This window comes from Halobacteriovorax sp. YZS-3-1 (assembly GCF_047084945.1).
GTDB lineage: Bacteria > Bdellovibrionota > Bacteriovoracia > Bacteriovoracales > Bacteriovoracaceae > Halobacteriovorax_A > Halobacteriovorax_A vibrionivorans.
Map to the genome: position 1 here is coordinate 358,678 of NZ_JBKIYI010000002.1, position 19,818 is coordinate 378,495.

18 protein-coding genes are annotated in these 19,818 nt (G+C 36.7%); 12 read left to right on the forward strand and 6 right to left on the reverse strand.

Going from position 1 to position 19,818, the window contains the following annotated elements:
- Nucleotides 1-143 precede the first annotated feature (143 nt).
- Nucleotides 144-797, forward strand: a complete 654-nt coding sequence (locus ACMAZI_RS11710) for a hypothetical protein (RefSeq protein WP_412474131.1) — start codon at nucleotides 144-146, stop codon at nucleotides 795-797.
- Between the two features lie 34 nt (nucleotides 798-831).
- Here the strand turns inward: ACMAZI_RS11710 and ACMAZI_RS11715 are convergent, their stop codons facing one another.
- Together ACMAZI_RS11715 and ACMAZI_RS11720 are read right to left on the reverse strand one after the other, a co-directional pair.
- Nucleotides 832-2,772: a methionine--tRNA ligase gene (locus tag ACMAZI_RS11715; protein ID WP_412474132.1), complete on the reverse strand. Its 1,941-nt coding sequence runs from the start codon at nucleotides 2,770-2,772 to the stop codon at nucleotides 832-834.
- Nucleotides 2,773-2,806: 34 nt separating this feature from the next.
- Nucleotides 2,807-3,301 carry a methylated-DNA--[protein]-cysteine S-methyltransferase gene (locus ACMAZI_RS11720; protein ID WP_412474133.1) on the reverse strand — a complete coding sequence of 165 codons (495 nt, stop codon included), beginning with the start codon at nucleotides 3,299-3,301 and terminating at the stop codon, nucleotides 2,807-2,809.
- 171 nt (nucleotides 3,302-3,472) lie between these two features.
- Between ACMAZI_RS11720 and ACMAZI_RS11725 the strand changes: the two genes are divergently transcribed.
- From ACMAZI_RS11725 to ACMAZI_RS11735, 3 genes are all read left to right on the forward strand, one after another.
- Nucleotides 3,473-3,997 carry a peroxiredoxin gene (locus ACMAZI_RS11725; protein WP_115361600.1) on the forward strand — a complete coding sequence of 175 codons (525 nt, stop codon included), beginning with the start codon at nucleotides 3,473-3,475 and terminating at the stop codon, nucleotides 3,995-3,997.
- Between the two features lie 279 nt (nucleotides 3,998-4,276).
- Nucleotides 4,277-6,415: a catalase/peroxidase HPI gene (katG, locus tag ACMAZI_RS11730; RefSeq protein WP_199506648.1), complete on the forward strand. Its 2,139-nt coding sequence runs from the start codon at nucleotides 4,277-4,279 to the stop codon at nucleotides 6,413-6,415.
- Between the two features lie 144 nt (nucleotides 6,416-6,559).
- Nucleotides 6,560-6,898: a plastocyanin/azurin family copper-binding protein gene (locus ACMAZI_RS11735; RefSeq protein WP_412474134.1), complete on the forward strand. Its 339-nt coding sequence runs from the start codon at nucleotides 6,560-6,562 to the stop codon at nucleotides 6,896-6,898.
- Here ACMAZI_RS11735 and ACMAZI_RS11740 read toward each other — a convergent pair.
- Nucleotides 6,895-7,098: a hypothetical protein gene (locus tag ACMAZI_RS11740; RefSeq protein ID WP_115361594.1), complete on the reverse strand. Its 204-nt coding sequence runs from the start codon at nucleotides 7,096-7,098 to the stop codon at nucleotides 6,895-6,897. The genes ACMAZI_RS11735 and ACMAZI_RS11740 overlap by 4 nt on opposite strands.
- A 111-nt stretch (nucleotides 7,099-7,209) precedes the next feature.
- On the opposite strand from ACMAZI_RS11740, the gene acnA reads away from it, so the two are divergent.
- The 4 genes from acnA to ACMAZI_RS11760 all read left to right on the forward strand — a co-directional run bounded on the left by acnA (nucleotide 7,210) and on the right by ACMAZI_RS11760 (nucleotide 13,101).
- Nucleotides 7,210-9,816 (forward strand): aconitate hydratase AcnA, encoded by a 2,607-nt coding sequence (gene acnA, locus ACMAZI_RS11745; protein ID WP_115361592.1) that lies wholly within the window; start codon nucleotides 7,210-7,212, stop codon nucleotides 9,814-9,816.
- Between the two features lie 86 nt (nucleotides 9,817-9,902).
- On the forward strand, nucleotides 9,903-10,493 hold the full coding sequence (locus tag ACMAZI_RS11750) for an energy transducer TonB (protein ID WP_412474135.1): 591 nt from the start codon (nucleotides 9,903-9,905) through the stop codon (nucleotides 10,491-10,493).
- A gap of 76 nt (nucleotides 10,494-10,569) precedes the next feature.
- Complete coding sequence (locus ACMAZI_RS11755; RefSeq protein WP_412474136.1) at nucleotides 10,570-12,603, forward strand: TonB-dependent receptor domain-containing protein; 2,034 nt, start codon at nucleotides 10,570-10,572, stop codon at nucleotides 12,601-12,603.
- Between the two features lie 15 nt (nucleotides 12,604-12,618).
- Nucleotides 12,619-13,101: a hypothetical protein gene (locus ACMAZI_RS11760; RefSeq protein WP_412474137.1), complete on the forward strand. Its 483-nt coding sequence runs from the start codon at nucleotides 12,619-12,621 to the stop codon at nucleotides 13,099-13,101.
- A gap of 5 nt (nucleotides 13,102-13,106) precedes the next feature.
- On the opposite strand, the gene fumC is transcribed toward ACMAZI_RS11760, so the two are convergent.
- The 3 genes from fumC to ACMAZI_RS11775 form a co-directional block, all read right to left on the reverse strand.
- The gene (gene fumC / locus ACMAZI_RS11765; RefSeq protein WP_412474138.1) at nucleotides 13,107-14,492 is read right to left on the reverse strand and encodes a class II fumarate hydratase; all 1,386 of its coding nucleotides are present in this window, start codon (nucleotides 14,490-14,492) and stop codon (nucleotides 13,107-13,109) included.
- An 84-nt stretch (nucleotides 14,493-14,576) separates the two neighbouring features.
- Nucleotides 14,577-15,677, reverse strand: a complete 1,101-nt coding sequence (locus ACMAZI_RS11770) for a methyl-accepting chemotaxis protein (protein ID WP_412474139.1) — start codon at nucleotides 15,675-15,677, stop codon at nucleotides 14,577-14,579.
- 138 nt (nucleotides 15,678-15,815) lie between these two features.
- Nucleotides 15,816-16,352: a hypothetical protein gene (locus ACMAZI_RS11775; protein ID WP_115361582.1), complete on the reverse strand. Its 537-nt coding sequence runs from the start codon at nucleotides 16,350-16,352 to the stop codon at nucleotides 15,816-15,818.
- Nucleotides 16,353-16,536: 184 nt separating this feature from the next.
- Here ACMAZI_RS11775 and ACMAZI_RS11780 point away from each other — a divergent pair, with 184 nt between their 5' ends.
- The 4 genes from ACMAZI_RS11780 (at nucleotide 16,537) to ACMAZI_RS11795 (ending at nucleotide 19,814) form a co-directional block, all read left to right on the forward strand.
- Entirely contained in the window at nucleotides 16,537-17,829 is a 1,293-nt protein-coding gene (locus ACMAZI_RS11780; RefSeq protein WP_115361580.1) for a pyridoxal phosphate-dependent aminotransferase, read from the forward strand.
- A gap of 53 nt (nucleotides 17,830-17,882) precedes the next feature.
- Nucleotides 17,883-18,446 (forward strand): AAA family ATPase, encoded by a 564-nt coding sequence (locus ACMAZI_RS11785; protein WP_115361578.1) that lies wholly within the window; start codon nucleotides 17,883-17,885, stop codon nucleotides 18,444-18,446.
- A 171-nt stretch (nucleotides 18,447-18,617) separates the two neighbouring features.
- Nucleotides 18,618-19,364, forward strand: a complete 747-nt coding sequence (locus ACMAZI_RS11790; RefSeq protein ID WP_115361576.1) for a helix-turn-helix domain-containing protein — start codon at nucleotides 18,618-18,620, stop codon at nucleotides 19,362-19,364.
- A 33-nt stretch (nucleotides 19,365-19,397) separates the two neighbouring features.
- A complete protein-coding gene (locus ACMAZI_RS11795; RefSeq protein ID WP_115361574.1) occupies nucleotides 19,398-19,814 on the forward strand; it encodes a DUF3703 domain-containing protein in 417 nt (138 codons plus the stop codon).
- Nucleotides 19,815-19,818: the final 4 nt, after the last annotated feature.

The window sequence follows — 19,818 nt, forward strand, 5'->3', positions numbered from 1 at the left end:
TGTTATTCCAAGTGAGAAACTATCTTTTAAATTATCTAAGTAGCCAGAATTTCATGAGATAATTGGGTGTTTAAAGATTTTTCATGGCCTAAAGAAGTTACAGGATTGGATATAATTATTCATAATCTTGATAATATTAGGTCATGAAAAATCTATCCCCGAAACTAAAGAAAACTATTTTAACAGGAGTTCTACTCCTTTCACAAATCAACTATGCTGCGACTTTTATTAAGGCCGAAGAAACTGCTTTCAAGTATATCAAGGCCACTGAAATCGTAAACGATCGCTATATCTTTGAAGAATGTCATGGAAATAGGGAAGAGCTAAAATGTCGAAATCTATTTTCTGATTATCGTACCTTTGCAAGAAGTGACATTAAGAAAATGGCCGATATGAATGGCCGCCACGCTCTTTATGCTGCCGGTGCTGACGTCGCTATTTTAGCTGTTTCAGCTTATCTGGGGTTAATTATCGGAGCAAAAGCAACAGCTGCTTACTATATTGGAACAGGTGTTAGTCTTGATGGAGGTGTCGCTGCTGCTGGAGGATTCTTCTTTGGTGCGCCGACTGGAACAGCTGCTGCTTCTGCAATGGCCGCAGGCCTTGATGAATTAGATCCATTTGTTCATAGAGATATGTCTATTGCATTAGAACAAGTTATCGGAGTTGCTGATGAAGATGACCTTGATGATGTAGAAGCGCAAAGAAGAAAAGAAGGAATGATTGTTGAAATTGAAGATATTAATTTTGATCAATTAAAGAATAAAATAAAAGGTCAGCTAGAAGATCTTGATTAAAAAAAGGCCTCGTTTGAGGCCTTTTCTTTTATCTTTACTCAGTTTCAACTGCTGGAAAGTATACGTCTTGTTCCCCAATTTTATGATTTTCAGGGAATTCTTTTGCAAGCTCATCAATCGAATAAACACTTTCAGGAAGGTTTAGCGACTTTCTTAATTTCTCCATTGTCTCAGGGGCAAATGGTGAGAGCATAATAAGAATATTTCTTAGGATATAAAAGCTTGAATAAAGAGCATCAGTACGCTCTTTCTCATCAAAGCGATCATCGTGAGGTTTATACTGATTAAATAGTCCGTTAATAATACGAGCATAATTCTCTAGTGCACCAAGGGCCTTTGGGTATTCTCCCTTTGCCATAAACTTCGTATATTGTTGAACGATCTTAAGAGTCTCTTTTTCTGTCTTACCAATAAGCTCACCCTTAGGAACCACGCCACCAAATTGCTTGTGACAAGCTGAGATTGGTTTTTCAAAAGAGGCATTCATTGGACCTGCAAGGAATGCATTCTTGGCATTGAAAACTTCAAAATCAAAGTTAGAAGCTTTCTCTGAAAGACTTAGAGTTGAAAGGAAGTAGCGAACTTGGTCTGCCGAGTATCCCATCTCATCAATTAATTGATCACCAGTATAGAAGTTTCCTTTCGACTTACTCATTTTTTCACCATTAATTTGTAGGTGAAAATTAGAGAAGATATCTGTTTGTTGGAATTCTCCTTTAATCGCTTGTCTCATTGGGTCTTCTTGAGCACCAAACCACATCGCTCCTTGCATGAGAACGTAGAAGAAAACATTATCAGTTCCAAGGAATTGATAAATATTGGCCTCTGGGTCTGTCCAAAAATCCTTATAAGTTTGCGGATCGAGTCCTTTTTTCTTAAGAGCTACTTTTGTAAAAGAAATCGGTGCAATTAAAGACTCTGGCCAAACGTAGAGAGTTTTTCCTTCCATCCCTTCATCAAGGTCAGTTGGAACAGGGATCCCCCATGAAACATCACGAGTAATCGCTCTATGTGCCCAAGCATCATTAAGTTCACACTCAATACCTTTATCAGTTAATTGTTTCTTACCTGTTTCAAGGTCAGCTAGGTTTTCAAATTGAACAACAACTTTCTTTCCTGGAGCGTAACGGCTCTTGTGCTTTGGAAGATCTCCCTTAATTTCTTTGTAATCTGCTTCTGATTTATTTGAAAAGATCACACTTGGATAAACTGTTCCAAATACTTCTTGAAGAACTGGTTTTCTCCATGTCTTTTGCTTTGTATCTAACCATTCAATAAGTTGGTCAGTCACTTTCCACATATTTAAATACCAGTGATCAGTCTCTTTAAGAACAGGAGTTGCATCACTTACTGTTGAAACAGGGTTCTTTAACTCATGTGGATCATAATTTTTACCACAAACATCACATTCGTCACTATATGCTTTTGTATTTGAACATTCACTATTTGGACATTCACCTTGAACGTAGCGATCAGGAAGGAACATATTTAATTCAGGATCAAACCATTGCTCACTTGTCTTCTTATCAAGCATCCCATTACCATGCATCTTTCTTAAAAAGTCTTGGCATAGTTCTTTATGGGCCTCGTAATTTTCTTCACGAGATGTTCCTGTATATGTATCAAGTCCAATAGAATAGCGCTCCATTGTTTTGGACTGCTTAGCATGAACTTCACCAATAAATTCTTGTGTTGTTTTTCCTAGCTTCTTTGCTGCTACTTCACTTGTTGATCCATGATCATCAGTACCGCAAACAAAGAGAACATTGTCTTGACCGATAAGAAGTTTTGTCCACCTTGCATAAATATCAGCTGGAACGTGTGCACCTGCTAAGTGACCAATATGAACTGGCCCGTTTGCGTATGGCATACCTGCAGTTACGACTGCCTTCTTAGGTCTTTCAACGCGAGATAAAATTGTCGGAATGTCCTGTTTTGGACGCATGTTTTTCTTTTGATTCTTGTCATTTGTCATGACAAATAATTTAACATTTGGAGCCTAGCATCGTCTATACAAAAGCTCCCTCGAGATTGAGGAGGGCCTCTTTCACTTGAGCTCCTCCAGCATAGCCTGAAAGTTCACCGGACTTATTTATGACGCGGTGACAAGGGATCAGGATACATAGTGGATTTTTTCCGTTAGCACTTCCTACAGCTTGGACGGCATCAGGTGAGCCGACTTTTTGGGCAATATCTGAATAGGTCGTAGTCTTACCATAGGGAATATTTAGAAGCTCGGACCAGACTTTCTTTTGAAAAGAAGTTCCTGTTGTTAGAGTTATTGGCAGCGTGAATTTCTTGCGGCTACCTGCAAGATACTCTTCAATTTCGCCTTCTGCATCGTGGAGATATTTGATAATTCGCTGATCATCATCTAGATGTGGAGGGTCGAGTTCTTGGTCTTCCCAGCCCATATAGGAAATTCCATTTGGATTTGCACAAATATAGATTGTTCCAAATTTCGAGTGATATTCTATTTGTCTTTCAGTGAAGCTTCCTATCATAGAGAAGATTATAGCATTCTTAAATCTTAAGAAGAACTTATGTTTTGCCAAGTTTGAGTGAAGAAGGAAGATGAATATTAGAAATAATTTAAATATGATCCAATTGTATTATTTTTGCGTATATAGTTTTATAGGTTAAAGTTTAATTATTATTTATACACTGGAGTTATAATGAAAAGATTTATTCAGATACCTTTACTAACCTTAATTATGTTCTTTAGCGCTCAGGCCAAGGATGTTGAGCTAGGTCAAAAAGTTCCTGACTTCACAGTTAAAAATCATAAAGGGAAAGACTTTACTATGGCCTCACGTAAAGGCAAGTGGACAGTTCTTTACTTTTATCCAAAAGCTGGAACACCTGGATGTACTAAACAGGCTTGTGCCTTTCGCGATAGTATTAAATCTATTCGAAAGCTAGGAGCCGAAGTCTACGGTATAAGCGTTGATTCGGTAAAGGATCAAGCAGAGTTTCATGAAGAGCATGCCCTTACTTTTGATTTACTTTCTGATGAAAGTGGGGAAGTAACGAAGAAGTTTGGTGCAAAGATGGCCGTCTTTAATATGTCAAAAAGATGGACCTTTATTATTGATCCTAATTTAAAAATTGTGGCACTTGATCGCGATGTCGATCCGATGCTAGATGCTGACAAGGTGAGTAAAAACCTTGCAAAATTACAAAGCCAAAGCGGAAAATAAATCCTCAATAAATCAAATACAGTAATTTAGAACTAGTTCTAAGTTACTGTATTTATTAAAGATCTTTATATCTATTGAATAACTTAACTTTTCTTATAGTTAAAATCTATCATTAAATAGACAAAATAGAATGTATTTAAAAAGACTCATTCGCAATAATAGTTTCAACGAAATTATGGTTTTTTATTTTTCAAAGGAGCTTTAAGCATGAAAAGAAAACTTCCTTTGCTGATTGCCACTTTCGCACTTCTGAGTTGTGCATCAAACTCAGGGGACGGGATGCAACAGCAATTTGCAAAAGGTGAAGCAAAACCAAATTCATTTTGGTGGCCAAACCGAATCGATCTCTCTCCACTGAGACAACACTCACCAGAGTCTAGTCCTTTAGGAAGTAACTTCAACTATGCAAAAGAGTTTAAGAAATTAGATCTTTCTGCAGTAAAAAAAGACATCAGAAAAACACTAACGACATCACAAGATTGGTGGCCAGCTGATTACGGTCACTATGGGCCTTTCTTTATTCGTATGGCATGGCACAGTGTTGGTACATACAGAAGTCACGATGGCCGCGGAGGTGGCGGCGGTGGTCAACAACGTTTTGAACCACTTAATAGCTGGCCAGATAACGTATCTCTAGACAAGGCAAGAAGACTGCTTTGGCCAATTAAAAAGAAATATGGAAATAAAATCTCATGGGCCGATTTAATGGTTCTAGCAGGTAACGTTTCACTTGAAGATATGGGATTCAAAACAATTGGATTCGCCGGTGGACGTACTGATGATTGGGAAGCTGACCTTGTTTACTGGGGACCAGAGACTCAATGGCTTGCTGGAGACAAGAGATATAAAGGTGATCGCAAGTTAGAAAAACCACTTGCAGCAGTTCAAATGGGTCTAATCTATGTAAACCCTGAAGGACCAAATGGTAAGCCTGATCCACTACTTGCGGCAAAGGATATCCGTGAAACATTTGGAAGAATGGGAATGGATGATGAAGAAACAGTTGCTCTTATCGCCGGTGGACACACTTTTGGTAAGGCACACGGTGCCCATAAACCACAAGACTGTTTAGGGCCAGACCCAGCAGGAGCACCAATTGAAAACCAAGGTATTGGTTGGAAGAATAAATGTGGAAAAGGACACTCTGAAGATACAATTACTTCGGGTCTTGAAGGTGCATGGAATGCAACTCCAACTCAGTGGACAACAGGTTATCTCGATAATCTATGGGCATTTGAGTGGAAGCTGACGAAATCACCAGCAGGTGCTCATCAGTGGATTCCAACAGATGAGGGCGCAGCGGAGATGGTTCCTGATGCTCATATTAAAGGTAAGCGTCATGCTCCAATTATGTTCACTACAGATATCGCACTTAAGAAAGATCCAGCTTATGCAAAAATTTCAAAGGCCTTCTTAGATGATCCAAAGAAGTTTGAGTTTGCATTTGCAAAGGCTTGGTTCAAACTTACTCACCGTGATATGGGGCCAAAGGCTCGCTATATTGGTAAGGAAGTTCCTAAGATGTCATTTCAGTGGCAAGATCCAACTCCAAAAGGAAAGAAGATCTCAAGTGCAACAGCTAATAGTATAAAGAAAGCTGCTTTAAAGTCGGGGTTAAGTGTATCTGAGCTTGTAAAAGTTGCTTGGGCCTCAGCTTCAACTTTCCGCTCTACAGATATGCGAGGTGGTGCAAATGGTGCACGAATTGCTCTTGCTCCTCAAAAAAGTTGGGAAGTAAATAATCCTAAACTTCTTGAAAAAGCACTACCTAAGCTTGAAAAGATTAGTAAAAGATATGGAGCTTCTCTGGCAGACACTATTGTGCTTGGTGGTGCAGCAGCTATTGAAAAAGCAGCTCGTGATGCTGGTGTAAAAGTCAAAGTTCCTTTCAAGTCAGGAAGAGGGGATGCGACTCAAGAACAGACTGATATTACATCTTTTAAATTCCTTGAGCCAAAAGCAGATGCTTTCCGTAACTACTACACTGAAGAGTCAGGAAGAACTCCAATCTATATGCTAATCGATAAAGCAAATATGCTTGGTCTAACTGTTCCTGAGATGACAGTTCTAGTCGGCGGGATGAGAGTTCTCGATGCAAATGCTGACGGTTCAAAGCATGGAGTTTTCACGAAACGTCCAGGAAGATTATCAAATGATTTCTTTGTAAATCTTCTAACAATGGATAATAAGTGGGTTAAGTCGAGTATGCCTGGAATTTATGAAGGTCGTGATCGTAAGACAAACGAACTTAAATACACAGCAACTCCTGTTGACTTAGTCTTTGGTTCTCATGCAGAGCTAAGAGCTGTTGCAGAAGTTTATGCTTCTAACGATGGTAAACGAAAGTTTGTAAAAGACTTCGTAAAGGCTTGGACAAAAGTGATGCAAGCTGACCGTTTTGATTTAAAATATAAATAACTAAAAAAATCCTGACCGAATATTTTCGGTCAGGTTTCTCTTCTTATGAAAATATCCATTCTTACAATAGTATTACTTTTCCAATTAAATACTTACTCGAAGAATTATCTCGTTAAAGCATACGAGGTGAAGGGGAGGGAGACAATGTTCTTCGAACCCAGTTATTTACAAATTAACAAAGGCGATACTGTAACTTTTAAGCCAATGGAGAGTTTTGCTCACCAGCCTCAATCTATTTTCTCTCCAGATGGTGAAAGAAAGTGGCAAGCTGAAAAAGGGAAGTCAATTACTGTAAAGTTTGAAAAAGAAGGTATCCATATCTATAATTGTAAATTTCACTTTGTCATGGGCATGGCCGGTGTTATTCAAGTTGGTAAGGCCACTAATTACGCTCAAGCTAAAAACTTTATTAAAACATATCAGTCAAAAGTGGCCATGAAAAAAGATCGTTTGATTAAGAGCTTTAACCAAGTAAGAAATTAATCTTTTGAATAAGTTTCAACAAACTTCTTTATATGATCAATATTCTCAAGAATATACTTAGCTTTTGTTAGGCCAAAACTAACAACAGTACCATATTTCTCAAGTTCATTACCTTCTTCATCAACTTTGTAGATCTTTAAAATCTTATTTCCCTTAAATTCCTCAACAGTTACGTTATGTGGTGCTAATTCATCGCTCATATTTGTCTCCTTAAGAAAAAAATTATCTTTATCTATGTTAAAATAATTCGAAAAGAAAGAGAATGTGAAATTAGAAAAATAATTATTAACCTAAACGATTAGGAGTGATTAATGAATGAAGTAACAAAGTTACTTAAAGTTGCAGATGAAGAACTTAAGTATATTAGTCTTAAGGATCTATGTGAGAAGCACAATGTTGATTTAAATAAACTACCGCATACAGTAAAAATTCTTTTAGAAAATATTGCAAGAAGAGTTGATGGGAAAGATGTTAAGGACTCTGATGTTGAGGCACTTGCTACATGGCCAAATGATAAGGATTCTTCGTTAGCATTTATGCCTGCAAGAGTTTTAATGCAAGACTTCACTGGTGTACCAGCTGTCGTTGACCTTGCTGCAATGAGAAGTGCAATGGCTAGAAATGGAGGAGATCCAAAGGCCGTGAATCCATATGTTGGAGTTGATCTTGTAATTGATCACTCAGTACAAGTTGATAACTTTGGCCATGCTGATTCATATGAAAAAAACTTAGAATTAGAATATGAAAGAAATGCAGAACGCTATGCCCTTTTAAATTGGGCCCAACAAGCCTTCAAAGATTTTCGAGTTGTTCCTCCTGGAATGGGGATTTGTCACCAAGTTAACCTTGAACACCTTGGTCATGTTGTTCAAAAGAAAAATGGATGGGCACTACCAGACACTCTTGTTGGTACAGACTCTCACACACCAATGATTAATGGACTTGGTGTTCTTGGTTGGGGTGTTGGTGGAATCGAAGCTGAAGCAGCAATGCTTGGTCAGCCAATGTTCTTACCTAAGCCAATTGTTATTGGTGTTAGAACAATCGGTAGCTTACCAACAGGAGCAACAGCAACAGACCTTGTTCTAACTCTTACTGAAAAACTAAGAGCTCATGGTGTTGTTGGTAAGTTTGTTGAATTCTTTGGTGATGGGCTATCTAGTTTAAGTATTGCCGATCGCGCTACACTTTCTAATATGTCGCCAGAGTTTGGTGCTACAGCAACGCTTTTTCCAGTGGATCAAGTCACACTTGAATATCTTAGAATGACTGGGCGTGGAGAGAAGGTTGAGCTTGTTGAAAAATACACAAAAGAGCAGGGACTATTTAGAGAAGATGGTGATGTGGAGCCAAAATTTAGTGAAATCCTTGATCTCGATTTAAGTAAAGTTGTTCCAAGTCTTGCTGGCCCTAAGCTTCCTCAACAGCGAGTGAATCTTTCTGATGCTAGAAAATCATTTGATGATAATTTCAAAGTTAACAAAAACGAAGGCAAGACAATTAAGCACGGTGATGTTGCAATTGCGGCAATCACTAGTTGTACAAATACTTCTAACCCGTCTGTCATGTTGGCCGCAGGCCTTGTCGCAAAAAAGGCAGTTGAAGCAGGATTAAAGACAAAGCCTTGGGTTAAGACTTCTCTTGCACCAGGTTCTCGAGTTGTGACAAATTATTTGAAGAAGTCAGGCCTTCTCCCATATTTAGAGCAACTTGGTTTTAATCTTGTTGGTTATGGTTGTACGACATGTATTGGAAACTCAGGTCCTCTTCCAGAAGAGGTATCTAAAGATATTAATGAGAATAATTTGGCCGTTGTTTCTGTTTTATCAGGGAATCGAAATTTTGAAGGGCGAGTCCATAGTCAAATTAAGGCCAGCTACTTAGCTTCTCCACCTCTTTGTGTGGCATACGCTTTATCTGGTACTTTCTTATGCGATCTTTCTAAAGAAGCAATTGGACAAGATGAGAATGGAAAAGATATTTTTCTTAAAGATATTTGGCCAACACCTGAAGAAGTACATGAATTAATCTCTTCTTCTGTATCAACTGAGCAATATGAGTATGAATACGGCAGAATCTTTGCAGGGGATGATAAGTGGAAGAGTATGGCCTCTCCAAAAGGTGATCTCTTTGAATGGGATAAAGATTCTACTTATGTGCGTGAACCTAGCTTCTTTGTTGACCTTCCAAAAGATCCTGCCCCTCTTAGAGATATTGAAGGAGCAAAGATCATGTGTCTTTTAGGAGACTCGATTACAACGGATCATATTTCGCCAGCTGGCTCAATTGGAAAAGATTCACCTGCAGGACAATACCTAATTGAACAAGGTGTAAAGCAGAAGGACTTTAATAGTTTTGGTTCTCGTCGAGGAAATCATGAAGTCATGGTTCGCGGAACTTTTGGAAATATTAGGCTTAAAAATCAAATGGCCCCTGGAACAGAAGGGCCTTGGACAACTCATCTTCCTAGTCGCAAGCAAATGAGTATTTATGATGCTTCACTTAAATATCAAAATGAAAACGTACCTCTTATCGTTGTGGCCGGCAGTGCATATGGTTCTGGAAGTTCAAGAGACTGGGCGGCCAAAGGAACTAATCTGCTAGGGATCAAGGCCGTTTTAGCTGAGAGTTATGAACGTATCCATCGTAGTAACCTTGTTTGTATGGGTGTTCTTCCTCTTCAATTTAAAGAAGGAGAGAGTATTGAGTCCCATAAAATAACAGGTCTTGAAACTTTTAATATCATCGGTGTCGACGGTGGTGTAAAGCCAGGACAAGACTTAAATGTTGAGATGATACGCGAAGATGGAAGTGTTGTTGAGTTTGCTGTTACTTTAAGAATTGATGCTGCAGCAGAAGTAGACTACTACGAACACGGTGGAATCCTACAAATGGTTTTAAGAGAGATGCAAAGTTAAAAATCAGCGTAAAATGTGATGAAAAATCTACATTATAGATAAAGGATTTGAGAATCTTAACTATTTTAGTGATAATAATAGTTCATATGCGCAAAAATACTTTTTTATATACAGCAATCATATCAGCAGGTCTTCATGGCCTGCTGCTTTTTGCATCTTCTACTCAAAGTAAAGAAGATAGCGCAAATCTTCATTATTCAAAGAATCAATCTCAAAGAATTCAAGTTAAGCGTATAGTTAAAATAAAGAATAGCCTTGAACAAAAGGTAGAAGAGAAAGTTGTAAAGAAGGCCAAGAAAGTTGTTTCTAAAAAAAGGAAGGTTGCAAAAGAGCATAGTCTTGAAAATGCACCTAATCCAAAAAAGGTCGTTAACAGTGGACAAGAAACGCAAAAGGCAAGATATCTAAAGAGAGTCAGAGATGAAATTCTTGCAAGAAAGCGCTATCCTAAAATTGCAAAAATGCTTAAAAAACAAGGTGTTGTGGATATATACTTTGAAGTCTCATACCCAAAGAATCTTTCAAATATTCGAATTAAAAAAGGTAGCGGCCATGCCATCTTAGATAAGTCGGCCCTTGAAACCATAGAAGACTTAAACGAGCTGCCTGAGATGCCTGACTTTTTGAAGTCTGAAGTTCTTAAAATTGCGATCCCAATTAAATACGAATTATTGTAAAATCAATATATTGTAATATCTAGCAAGTGCTTGAAAACCATTCCAAAAATTGGTTCATTTATGGTAGTTTGCTTCCATGATAAAAAAGTTTGACGGCCAATACACTCCTGTGTTTTCAATAGTTTTATTAGGCCTTCTCACAAATTCACCTATTCTTGCACAAGACGTAAATCGTCTTGAGTCGATTTATATTACCGATGAAATTGAAAGTGCCCAAGAAGTTCAATCCAAAACTCTAGGCTTACAAGATGAAGTAAGCTCAGATGATTTAGAAGAAGAGGTTGCACAAAGTTTAGATGATGTCTTAAAGAAAACAGCAAGTGCCACAACAAAAGGTGGACCGCGCTCAATAGGTGAGACTCCTCAAATTAGAGGGCTTGAAGCAAATAAGATATTTGTTAATGTGGACGGTGTTAGTCAAACCTTCTTCTTTTCAAACCACAATTATTCACATCTTGCTATTGATCCAGACAGTATTAAAAAAGTAGATATCTTCAAGTCGAATACAGATTATTCTCAAGGGATTAGCCTTGGTGGAGGAATGTCTTTTGTCACAAAGGATGGGCGAGACTATTTGGCCAGAGGGGAGAAAGCTGGAAGTATTTTAAAGTACTCTTATGAAGAAGCCTCTAATTTAAATGGGCAGGCCATTAAGACATTTGGTCTTATTGATAAGGGAGACTATCTCTTAAGTGCCAATGTAAAAGATGCAAAAGATATCAAATTAAGTGATGGAACGACGCTTAGAAATTCAGAGTTTGAAAGTTTAAATTTCTTGTCTAAGTTTTCTTTTGATTTAGGAAAGGCAAGGAGATTAAAAGTATCTGGAGAGCTCTATGAGCTAGAGGATGATTCGCCTCTAAATGCAACTCTAGATCCACCAAGCTCCCTTACAAGTCTACAGGGTAAGACAAATATCAAAAGGCATGCTGCAACTCTAAATTATATATCTACTGATATAAATGGATTAGTTTATTATTCTGAGCAATTCAATAAACAAGAGCGTGATAGTGATAATCGCACTGAAGAAAGAAATATCGAAACGATTGGAGCAAGAGCAAAGAAGAAGTTTAAAATCAATGATGAACTTTCTTTCTTTATTGGCTCTGATGCAACGATTGATAATGTGACTGGTAAGAGCTCAAATGAGAATGTCTCAGATTATCCAGATGGACAAATAACAGAACTTGCTGCCTTTGGAGAAGTTAATTATAAAGTTGGTGGGGTGACAATTGCTCCAGGGATTCGTTTCAGTGACTATGAGCTAGAGTCTAAGAAATTTGATTATCGTGATGTTAAAGATAGTAATCTATCATCAAAAGTTTTAATTAATTATGAAGTAGGTGGATTGAATCTCTTTAGTAGTCTTTCTCAAGGTTTTAATAGTCCTGATGTTCAAGAGGTTTATGCTACAGGGCTTCATCGTCCAGGAGATGGTTTCTTTATCTCTGATAATTACTTTGTTTCCAATTTAAACCTAAAACCTGAAACATCTGAAACAATAGAGCTTGGTGTCGAATTTAAAAAACAATTATTTTCAGATTATGATTTACTCACTTTTAAGGCGAGTGGCTATAAATCTGTTGCGAAAGATTATATTGATCAAGAGATCACTGATTACGCAATTGTGGACGGTAAAAACGGAACAACGCAATTTGTAAATCGTGATCGAGTTTCATTGTATGGGCAAGAAGTGGAAATCGGTTATCTATATGACCAATTAGAGGTTCGTGCAAATTACTCCAGAAATGTCGGTTGGGATGAGTCCAGAGAGATTTGGCTTTCAAATATGCCGGCCAATACATATTCATTTGGTATTAATTATCATCTTGATCAATATGGAATTAAAGTTGGATACGATGCTGTAATGGCAATGAGACAAGATCGAGTCAATCCAAATACTCTTGAGCGTACAACTGCGACAGCAGGCTATACACTTCATAATATCTTTGCCTCGAAAGAATTTAGAAAAGGTGCCCTTGAAGGGATGACGCTAACAACAAGACTTGATAACTTAACTGATAAGTCATATCGTAGACATGGCTCTTATATTCCTGAAGTAGGACAAAATTTTAAATTAAGTATTCAATATAAGATAAAACATTTTTAACAATTCGGAGTTTTTATGAAAACACTTTTGGCCTTATTATTTACGGCATCTAGCTTTGCAATGATTCCACAGGGGACTTATCTTCTTGATCGTATTGAATGTACGACAGGTGAGACTCTTAAACTTGGAGGTGCATTCATGAGATACAATGTAACTCTTGAAGTTAAAGAAGAAAAAGCTGAAATGACTGCAATTGCTAAGAGTGCAAAGTGGGCACCATATCTTCTAAACTGTACTCAAATCAATTCAGGAGATTTTAAATATGTTGGTCCAGGTCAGTATCAAGGTGGACTAGAAATGTCTTACGTAGATTGTAACCTTGGAATATGGGAAGGAATACTTAAGAAGCAACATTTTGGTGTAGAATCTAATGGTTCAATCTTTGATTACGAGTACAATGACGGAAAGCTTATTCTAAGTGTAAAAGACACTTTTACAAATTATAAGACATGTCGTGAAGCTGGTGGATCACCAATATACTACTACAATAAAAAATAACTTTTCTAAGGTTGTGTCATCCTAGATGGCACAACATACATCTGAAACTCTTCTTCTGTTAGAATACCAAGCTCAACTGCAGACTCTTTTAAAGTAATTCCTTTATGATGAGCATTCTTAGCTATTTTGGCTGCGTTATCATAGCCAATATGTTGATTGAGTGCTGTAACGAGCATTAGAGAATTATTTAGATGTTTTTCTATATTGTCTTTATTTGGCTCGATTCCAATAACACAGTTATCGTTAAAAGATTCCATTGAATCAGCAAGAAGATTTAGGGAATGAAGAAAATTATGAATCATGACTGGTTTATAGACATTGAGTTCAAAGTTTCCTTGAGATCCAGCAAAGCCAATAGCCGCATCATTTCCTAGTACTTGGACACATACCATCGTTATGGCCTCGCATTGAGTAGGGTTCACTTTTCCTGGCATAATTGAAGAGCCCGGCTCATTTGCAGGAATAGATATTTCTCCAATTCCACAGCGTGGTCCACTTGCAAGCCAACGTATATCATTAGCAATTTTCATCAGGGCTGTCGCAAGTCTTTTCATTGCACCAGATCCTGCAACAATTGCATCATGTGCTGCTAGTGATTCGAATTTATTAGCTGCCGTAATAAACTTCTTACCAGAAATTTCTGAAATCTTTTTAGCGACTAAGTCTGCATAGTCTGGGTGAGTGTTTAGACCTGTTCCTACAGCTGTTCCACCAAGGGCCAATTCTCTTAAGTTATTTAGAGTGTATAAAATGTCTTTCTTTGCACTTTTAAGTTGTGCTGTATAACCAGAGAACTCCTGACCTAAAGTTAGGGGAGTTGCATCCATTAGGTGAGTTCTTCCAATCTTAACAATATCTTGAAAGTCTTTTGTTTTCTCATCAAATGATGAAATAAGTCTTTCGAGACTAGGAATAAGCTTATCTTCAATTTGCTCAACAGCTGCAATATGCATAGCTGTTGGAAATGTGTCATTTGAAGACTGTGATTTATTAACGTCATCATTTGGATGGATAGGTGATTTACTTCCCATCTCTCCACCTGCTAATTCAATTGCGCGGTTTGAAATAACTTCATTGGCGTTCATATTTGTTTGAGTTCCAGAGCCTGTTTGCCAAACGACAAGAGGGAAGTGCTCATCTAATTTGCCAGCAATTACTTCATCAGCGGCTTGAATGATTAGATCAACCTTATCTTTAGATATCTTCTTAAGCTCTAGATTGGCCAGGGCCGCACCTTTTTTAAGAATACCTAAGGCACGGATCATTTCTCGAGGGAAATGGTCTGAGCCAATTTTGAAATTTTGAAGTGAGCGTTGGGTTTGAGCACCCCAGTAGTGATTAGTTTGAACTTTAATTTCACCATTACTATCTGTCTCAATTCGATAATCCATAAGCATCCTTTTTCGTCTTTTTTGGATTATCTCATGCTAAGAAATAGAAATCATCTTAAATATACTACTGTATTATAGTCGAGTTTAAGCACTTCGCTTCTTCTCATCTAAGATTCGATCAAGCCCATCAAAAACACCTTCACTTGCTCTTTCCATCTCATTGATGCCATCTGTAATATGCTCAATATTTTTTTTTACATTACTTAGATAGTCGAAGATATGCTTTGTGCCATTGTGGACGTGGGCATGGTCACTTTCTATGTGAGAAAAACAATTCAAGTGTGAGAAGCTCTCTTGACCTTCTCCTTGGTAATACCACTTACCAAGACGACAGTTATGGTGGTCAACAAAGTCGAATGTAGGCTTCTCTTCAATAATTGAAATATAAGTATTAATTTTCCAAATGACATGATCTAGTTTTGCTAAGCTCATAAAGATCTCATCATTAGTTGCACTAATATCATTAAGTGCATCTTTATTTTTCACCGTTGTATCTGCAATAGTAGTATTGAAATTATCAATTCGAGTATTAATATCTTTTGTTTTTCTCAAGGACTCTTGTGCTGACTCTTGAAGTGTTTTAGATATTGTTGTGAAGTAATCAGTTTTCTCTTTAATATGATTTAGTAAGTCTGTCGTAGAAGTTGCAAGTTTTTGGACTTCCTCTGCAACAACAGCAAATCCTTTTCCTGCCTCTCCTGCTCTGGCCGCTTCAACGGAAGCATTAAATGAGAGCATCTTTGATTGAAAAGCTATTGTAGAAATTCCTTCAATCGCTTCTAGGATTGCATTTACCCCTTCTTCAATATCAGTTGAGGACTTTGAAGTATATTCCATATTACTTTCTAGGCTCATAATATCATCTAAGATCTCTTTAGAGTCTTGGCGGATTTCATCCATTGAAGAGTCAACCTCATTGAGCTTTTCTAGCGCTTGATAACTATTTTCAACAGAGTCACCCATATTCCCTTGAATATTAGTTAGGCCTTCTTTTAATTTGTAATTTTCATTTTCAAGAAGCGCTATCTTTCTCTTTAGAAAGTCATTTTCAACTTCTAATGTGTTTACACGTTCAAGGTTTTCTTGAAGGGTTCTCTCTTGAACAATTTGTTCCTGAATAAGAGTTTTAACCTTCTCATTTTCAACTTTCTTTGAGTGTTGCTTTCTAAATTTTAGTATTCCCATAAACCTCTTTTCGGCTACTGTAGGAACTACATTAAGAAAAAAGATATGATTTTTATCAAGAAATAAAGGAATGCTATTTAACTAACATCCCTTCTAAATATATTTATTAGTCTTTAATACTGATGATACTGAATTTTATTAGTTCTTACTGATTGATTTTAGAATTCTTTTCTCAAGTGCTGGTTTTGTTAATCCAGTTCTTCGTGCAATTTTTGTTGCCTGATCAAGGCTTAGACCTTCTTCTGAATGTAGGTGAGTGAGGTACCATGCAGAAACTCTATTTCCACTTGAGCAGTGAATATATATTTTCTTATTTGGATTATCCTTTATAAGCTTAGAAACCATTTTTAAGGATCTCATATTGATTTCTTTCTTATTATTAAAGAAAGGAACGTTGTAATATCTCAGGTTTAATTCTGAAACATACTTTGCTTCATTGTAGTCTTTAAACTCATTTGGGTTTCTTAAGTTTACAACTATTTCATATCCTTCTTTTTTTACATTATTAAGGTCTTCTTTTGTTGGCTGTGCTGCAATTGCAAGATTGTCTACATAGACAGTATTTTGAATGACTTGGCTATCGCGAACTTCTTTTGATAACTGAGCTGTGCCTGAGTCAAAATTTGAGCAAGCTGTGAGAAATAGAGCAAATGTTAATATGATAATTCTTTTCATTGAAATCCACCTTTATATAATTCTAACTTAGATCATATTACGTATAATGCGGAAATAATTTGATAGAAATCAAATATTCTTTGATATTTCATCGTCTAAGGTATTAATAAAAGGATGTCCTTTCTTATAATCTTCGGAAAAAGTTTCTGATTGCCACTCGTTGTATTTTATTTAAAAATTTATTATGAAAAGAAAAACACAGCCAATTCTAAACCCAAATGTCTTAAAATTAAAAGAATCCGCAACTCTTGCAATTAATATGCGTGCCAGAAAGGCCAAAGCAGATGGCCTTGATATTTGTCATCTTGGATTTGGCCAATCACCGTTTCACGTCCATGAAAAAATACAGTCTGAACTCGCTAATAACTCACATCAAAAAGATTATCTACCAACTAGAGGTCTACCTAAGCTTTGTGAATCAATTGCAAATTACTATAACCAAAAATTTGAATACAACTTGGATGAAAATAGAATTTTAGTAGGGCCAGGGAGTAAGGAGCTAATCTTTCAAGCATTATATGTTTTAGAAGGTCCTGTAATCGTACCTGCCCCTTCATGGGTTAGCTATGGTCCACAATTAAATATCAAAGGTCGAGAAATTGACCCTGTGATTACGAGTGTCGATAATTCGTATAAATTAACGGCAAGTGAACTTGAAGAAGCATGTCAGAGACATATTGATGAAAAACAAAAAATTCTGATCTTTAATAGTCCTAGTAATCCAACTGGGGCCGTTTATAACAAAGAGGAGATTGAAGAGTTAACAAGAGTTTGTCGTAAGCATAATGTTATTGTTATTGCTGATGAAATCTATTCATTAATTAATTTCTCAGGAAGTAAGTTTGCAAGCTTTCATCAAATATATCCTGAAGGAACACTAATCTCTAGCGGATTATCTAAATCTCACGCTGCCGGTGGCTATCGACTAGGGTTCTTATATGCACCTGAGGGAATGGAAAGTGTAATTAAATGCTTAAGTGCAATGATTAGTGAAACATTTAGTGCCGTATCAGCTCCAATTCAGTATGCTGCTGTAAAGGCTTATTCAATAGATAATGATATTGATAATTATATAAGAACTTGTACTAGGGTTCATGAAGTTTGTGGAAACTACCTTCATGATCGTTTCAAAAATATGGGACTATCTTGTTCTCATCCAAAAGGTGCTTTTTACTTATTTCCAGACTTTGGAAGTTTTAAAGAGAAATTAAAAAGTAAGAATATCCACAACGATGTGGAATTATCAGAATTTATTTTTGAGAACTATAATGTTGCACTTTTGCCTGGTAGTGATTTTTACTTCCCTAAGGATGCGATGGCCGTAAGAGTCGCTAGCGTAGATTATGAAGGTGAGAATGTTTATAAAGAAGCAAGTCTTAAAGATTCAGATAGCCTAGATTATTCTTTTGTTGAAGCGAATTGTCCTCAACTTAAAAAAGCATGTGATCGACTAGAGGAATTTCTAAATACTCTATAAAGCTATGATAGAATGGTTAGTAGAGTTTAAATAATTCAGCATGGAGAGTTAAATTGAAAATTGTCGTTACAGGCGGACCAGGTGGTGGAAAAACTACGGCCCTAGATCTATTTAAAAGAGAGTTAGTCACTGCAAAACTTGCGATTGTTCCAGAAGCTGCTTCTTCGATTTTTCAATCTGGTGTTGAAAGAGATAAACGTCCTGAAGTTGTTAAAGATATTCAAAAAATGATTTACGATTATCAAGTCAACTTAGAGGCAATTTATGAAAAGCAAAAGAAAGACCATATTCTTCTGTGTGACCGGGGAACTCTTGATGGGCTCGCTTATTGGCCTGCTGGCGGAGATGAGTTCTTTGATAAAGTTAAATCAAATTTTCATGACGAATTAGAACGATATGATGCTGTTATCTTTTTTGAAACAGGGGCATGTTCTGGTGGTGATATTACTTCAAATAATATTTACCGCAATGAAACGAATAATCAAGCTATCGAGTTAGACCGTAAATTAAAAGAAGTATGGTCGGCTCATCCTAATTTCTATGTTGTATCGAGTAGGGATTCATTTATGCAAAAGATAAATGAGGGGATTGAGATTCTAAAACACGTCGTAAAATAATAAGACTTTATTTACAAAATAGCCTCAACGTGATTCCAGTGGTTTATATTGTGTCTGGTAAAGCTTTTATCGTTTTGGTACCGTAAATTGGTACTTTTGCATTGTTTCTTATTTAATGGTTCGGTATTGTGTATCTTACTTTTATCGGTTTAACAGATAGAGGAGATAACCATGAGAGATGAAATATTTATTGCTTTAAAAGAAGTTATTAAAAGTCGTGGAATGAATTATAAAGAACTTGCCCTTGAGCTTGATATGTCTGAGTCTGGACTAAAGAAGTTAATGGCTTCAAAAGATTGTTCAATGAGTAAATTAGATCAAATCTGCGATATACTTGGGATGAGTTTTTCTGATCTGGTTGCTATTTCAAAAGATATTTCTGATTCAAATTTAGTCTTAAATAAGAAGCAAGAAGACTTATTCTTAAAGCATCCAACACATTATCATTTTTTTACAGAGTTAATGGCAAATAATTATGAGTGGCAAAAGCTTATGAGGATATTTCAATTATCAGAAAAAGATTGTCATTCAATTCTAAGAGCTCTTGATAAAGTCGATTTAATTGAATTTGGATCAGGTAATAGGGTTAGGCCTTTATTTAAGGGAACTGATATTAGTATTTCGGCGCAACTTGGAGAAAAGGTTTCCTTTAGTATCGACCGTGCTTTCTTTGATTATGCGCAAAGTGAATTTAAAGCAAAGAAGAGAACTTCTCACGGCGGGCGAGGAACACTTTATCTAAAGAAAGAAACTCTAAAAGAGATGCTTGATGCTTTCAATGAAGTGTCACACGAGTTTGCAAAAAGATCAAAAAGAGAAGAGTTACTTTATGGGCGAGATGCTCTTGAGGAAGTGACACACTTAACATACGTTGCCTGTGGATTTAGGCCATTTGACCATACCTTTGATAGTAAATAATATATTGGTGAATCAAATACAGAAGAGAAGATAATGAATAGAGCATTAAAAAAAGCCTACTTTGTTGAAATAAATAAAGCAAAAGATCTTTATAATAAGAGGTTTTACGACCAATCTTTTAAAAACTTAGAAAGGGCCCATATATTGGGACAACAATCACTTCTTCCTCACCTTGAAACTCATTGGTGGATGTTTAAGATAGGGGTTAAGCAGAGTAATAATAAGGAAATATTTGGTCAAGCTTTAAGAATATTTGCATGTTTTCCTGGATATCTTCTTGGATGGGTTCCAAAGGGCAATACTGGTGGCGCCAATATTAGTGCGGTTAAGCCGATGCCAATTCCAGAAGAGTTTTCTGATTTACTTAAAAGCTACTCTGTTTGGAGAGATGTCGCTATTAGGCTCACTATATTTATTAGTATTTTGAGCGCATACTTCTTAGTGAAATAATTTA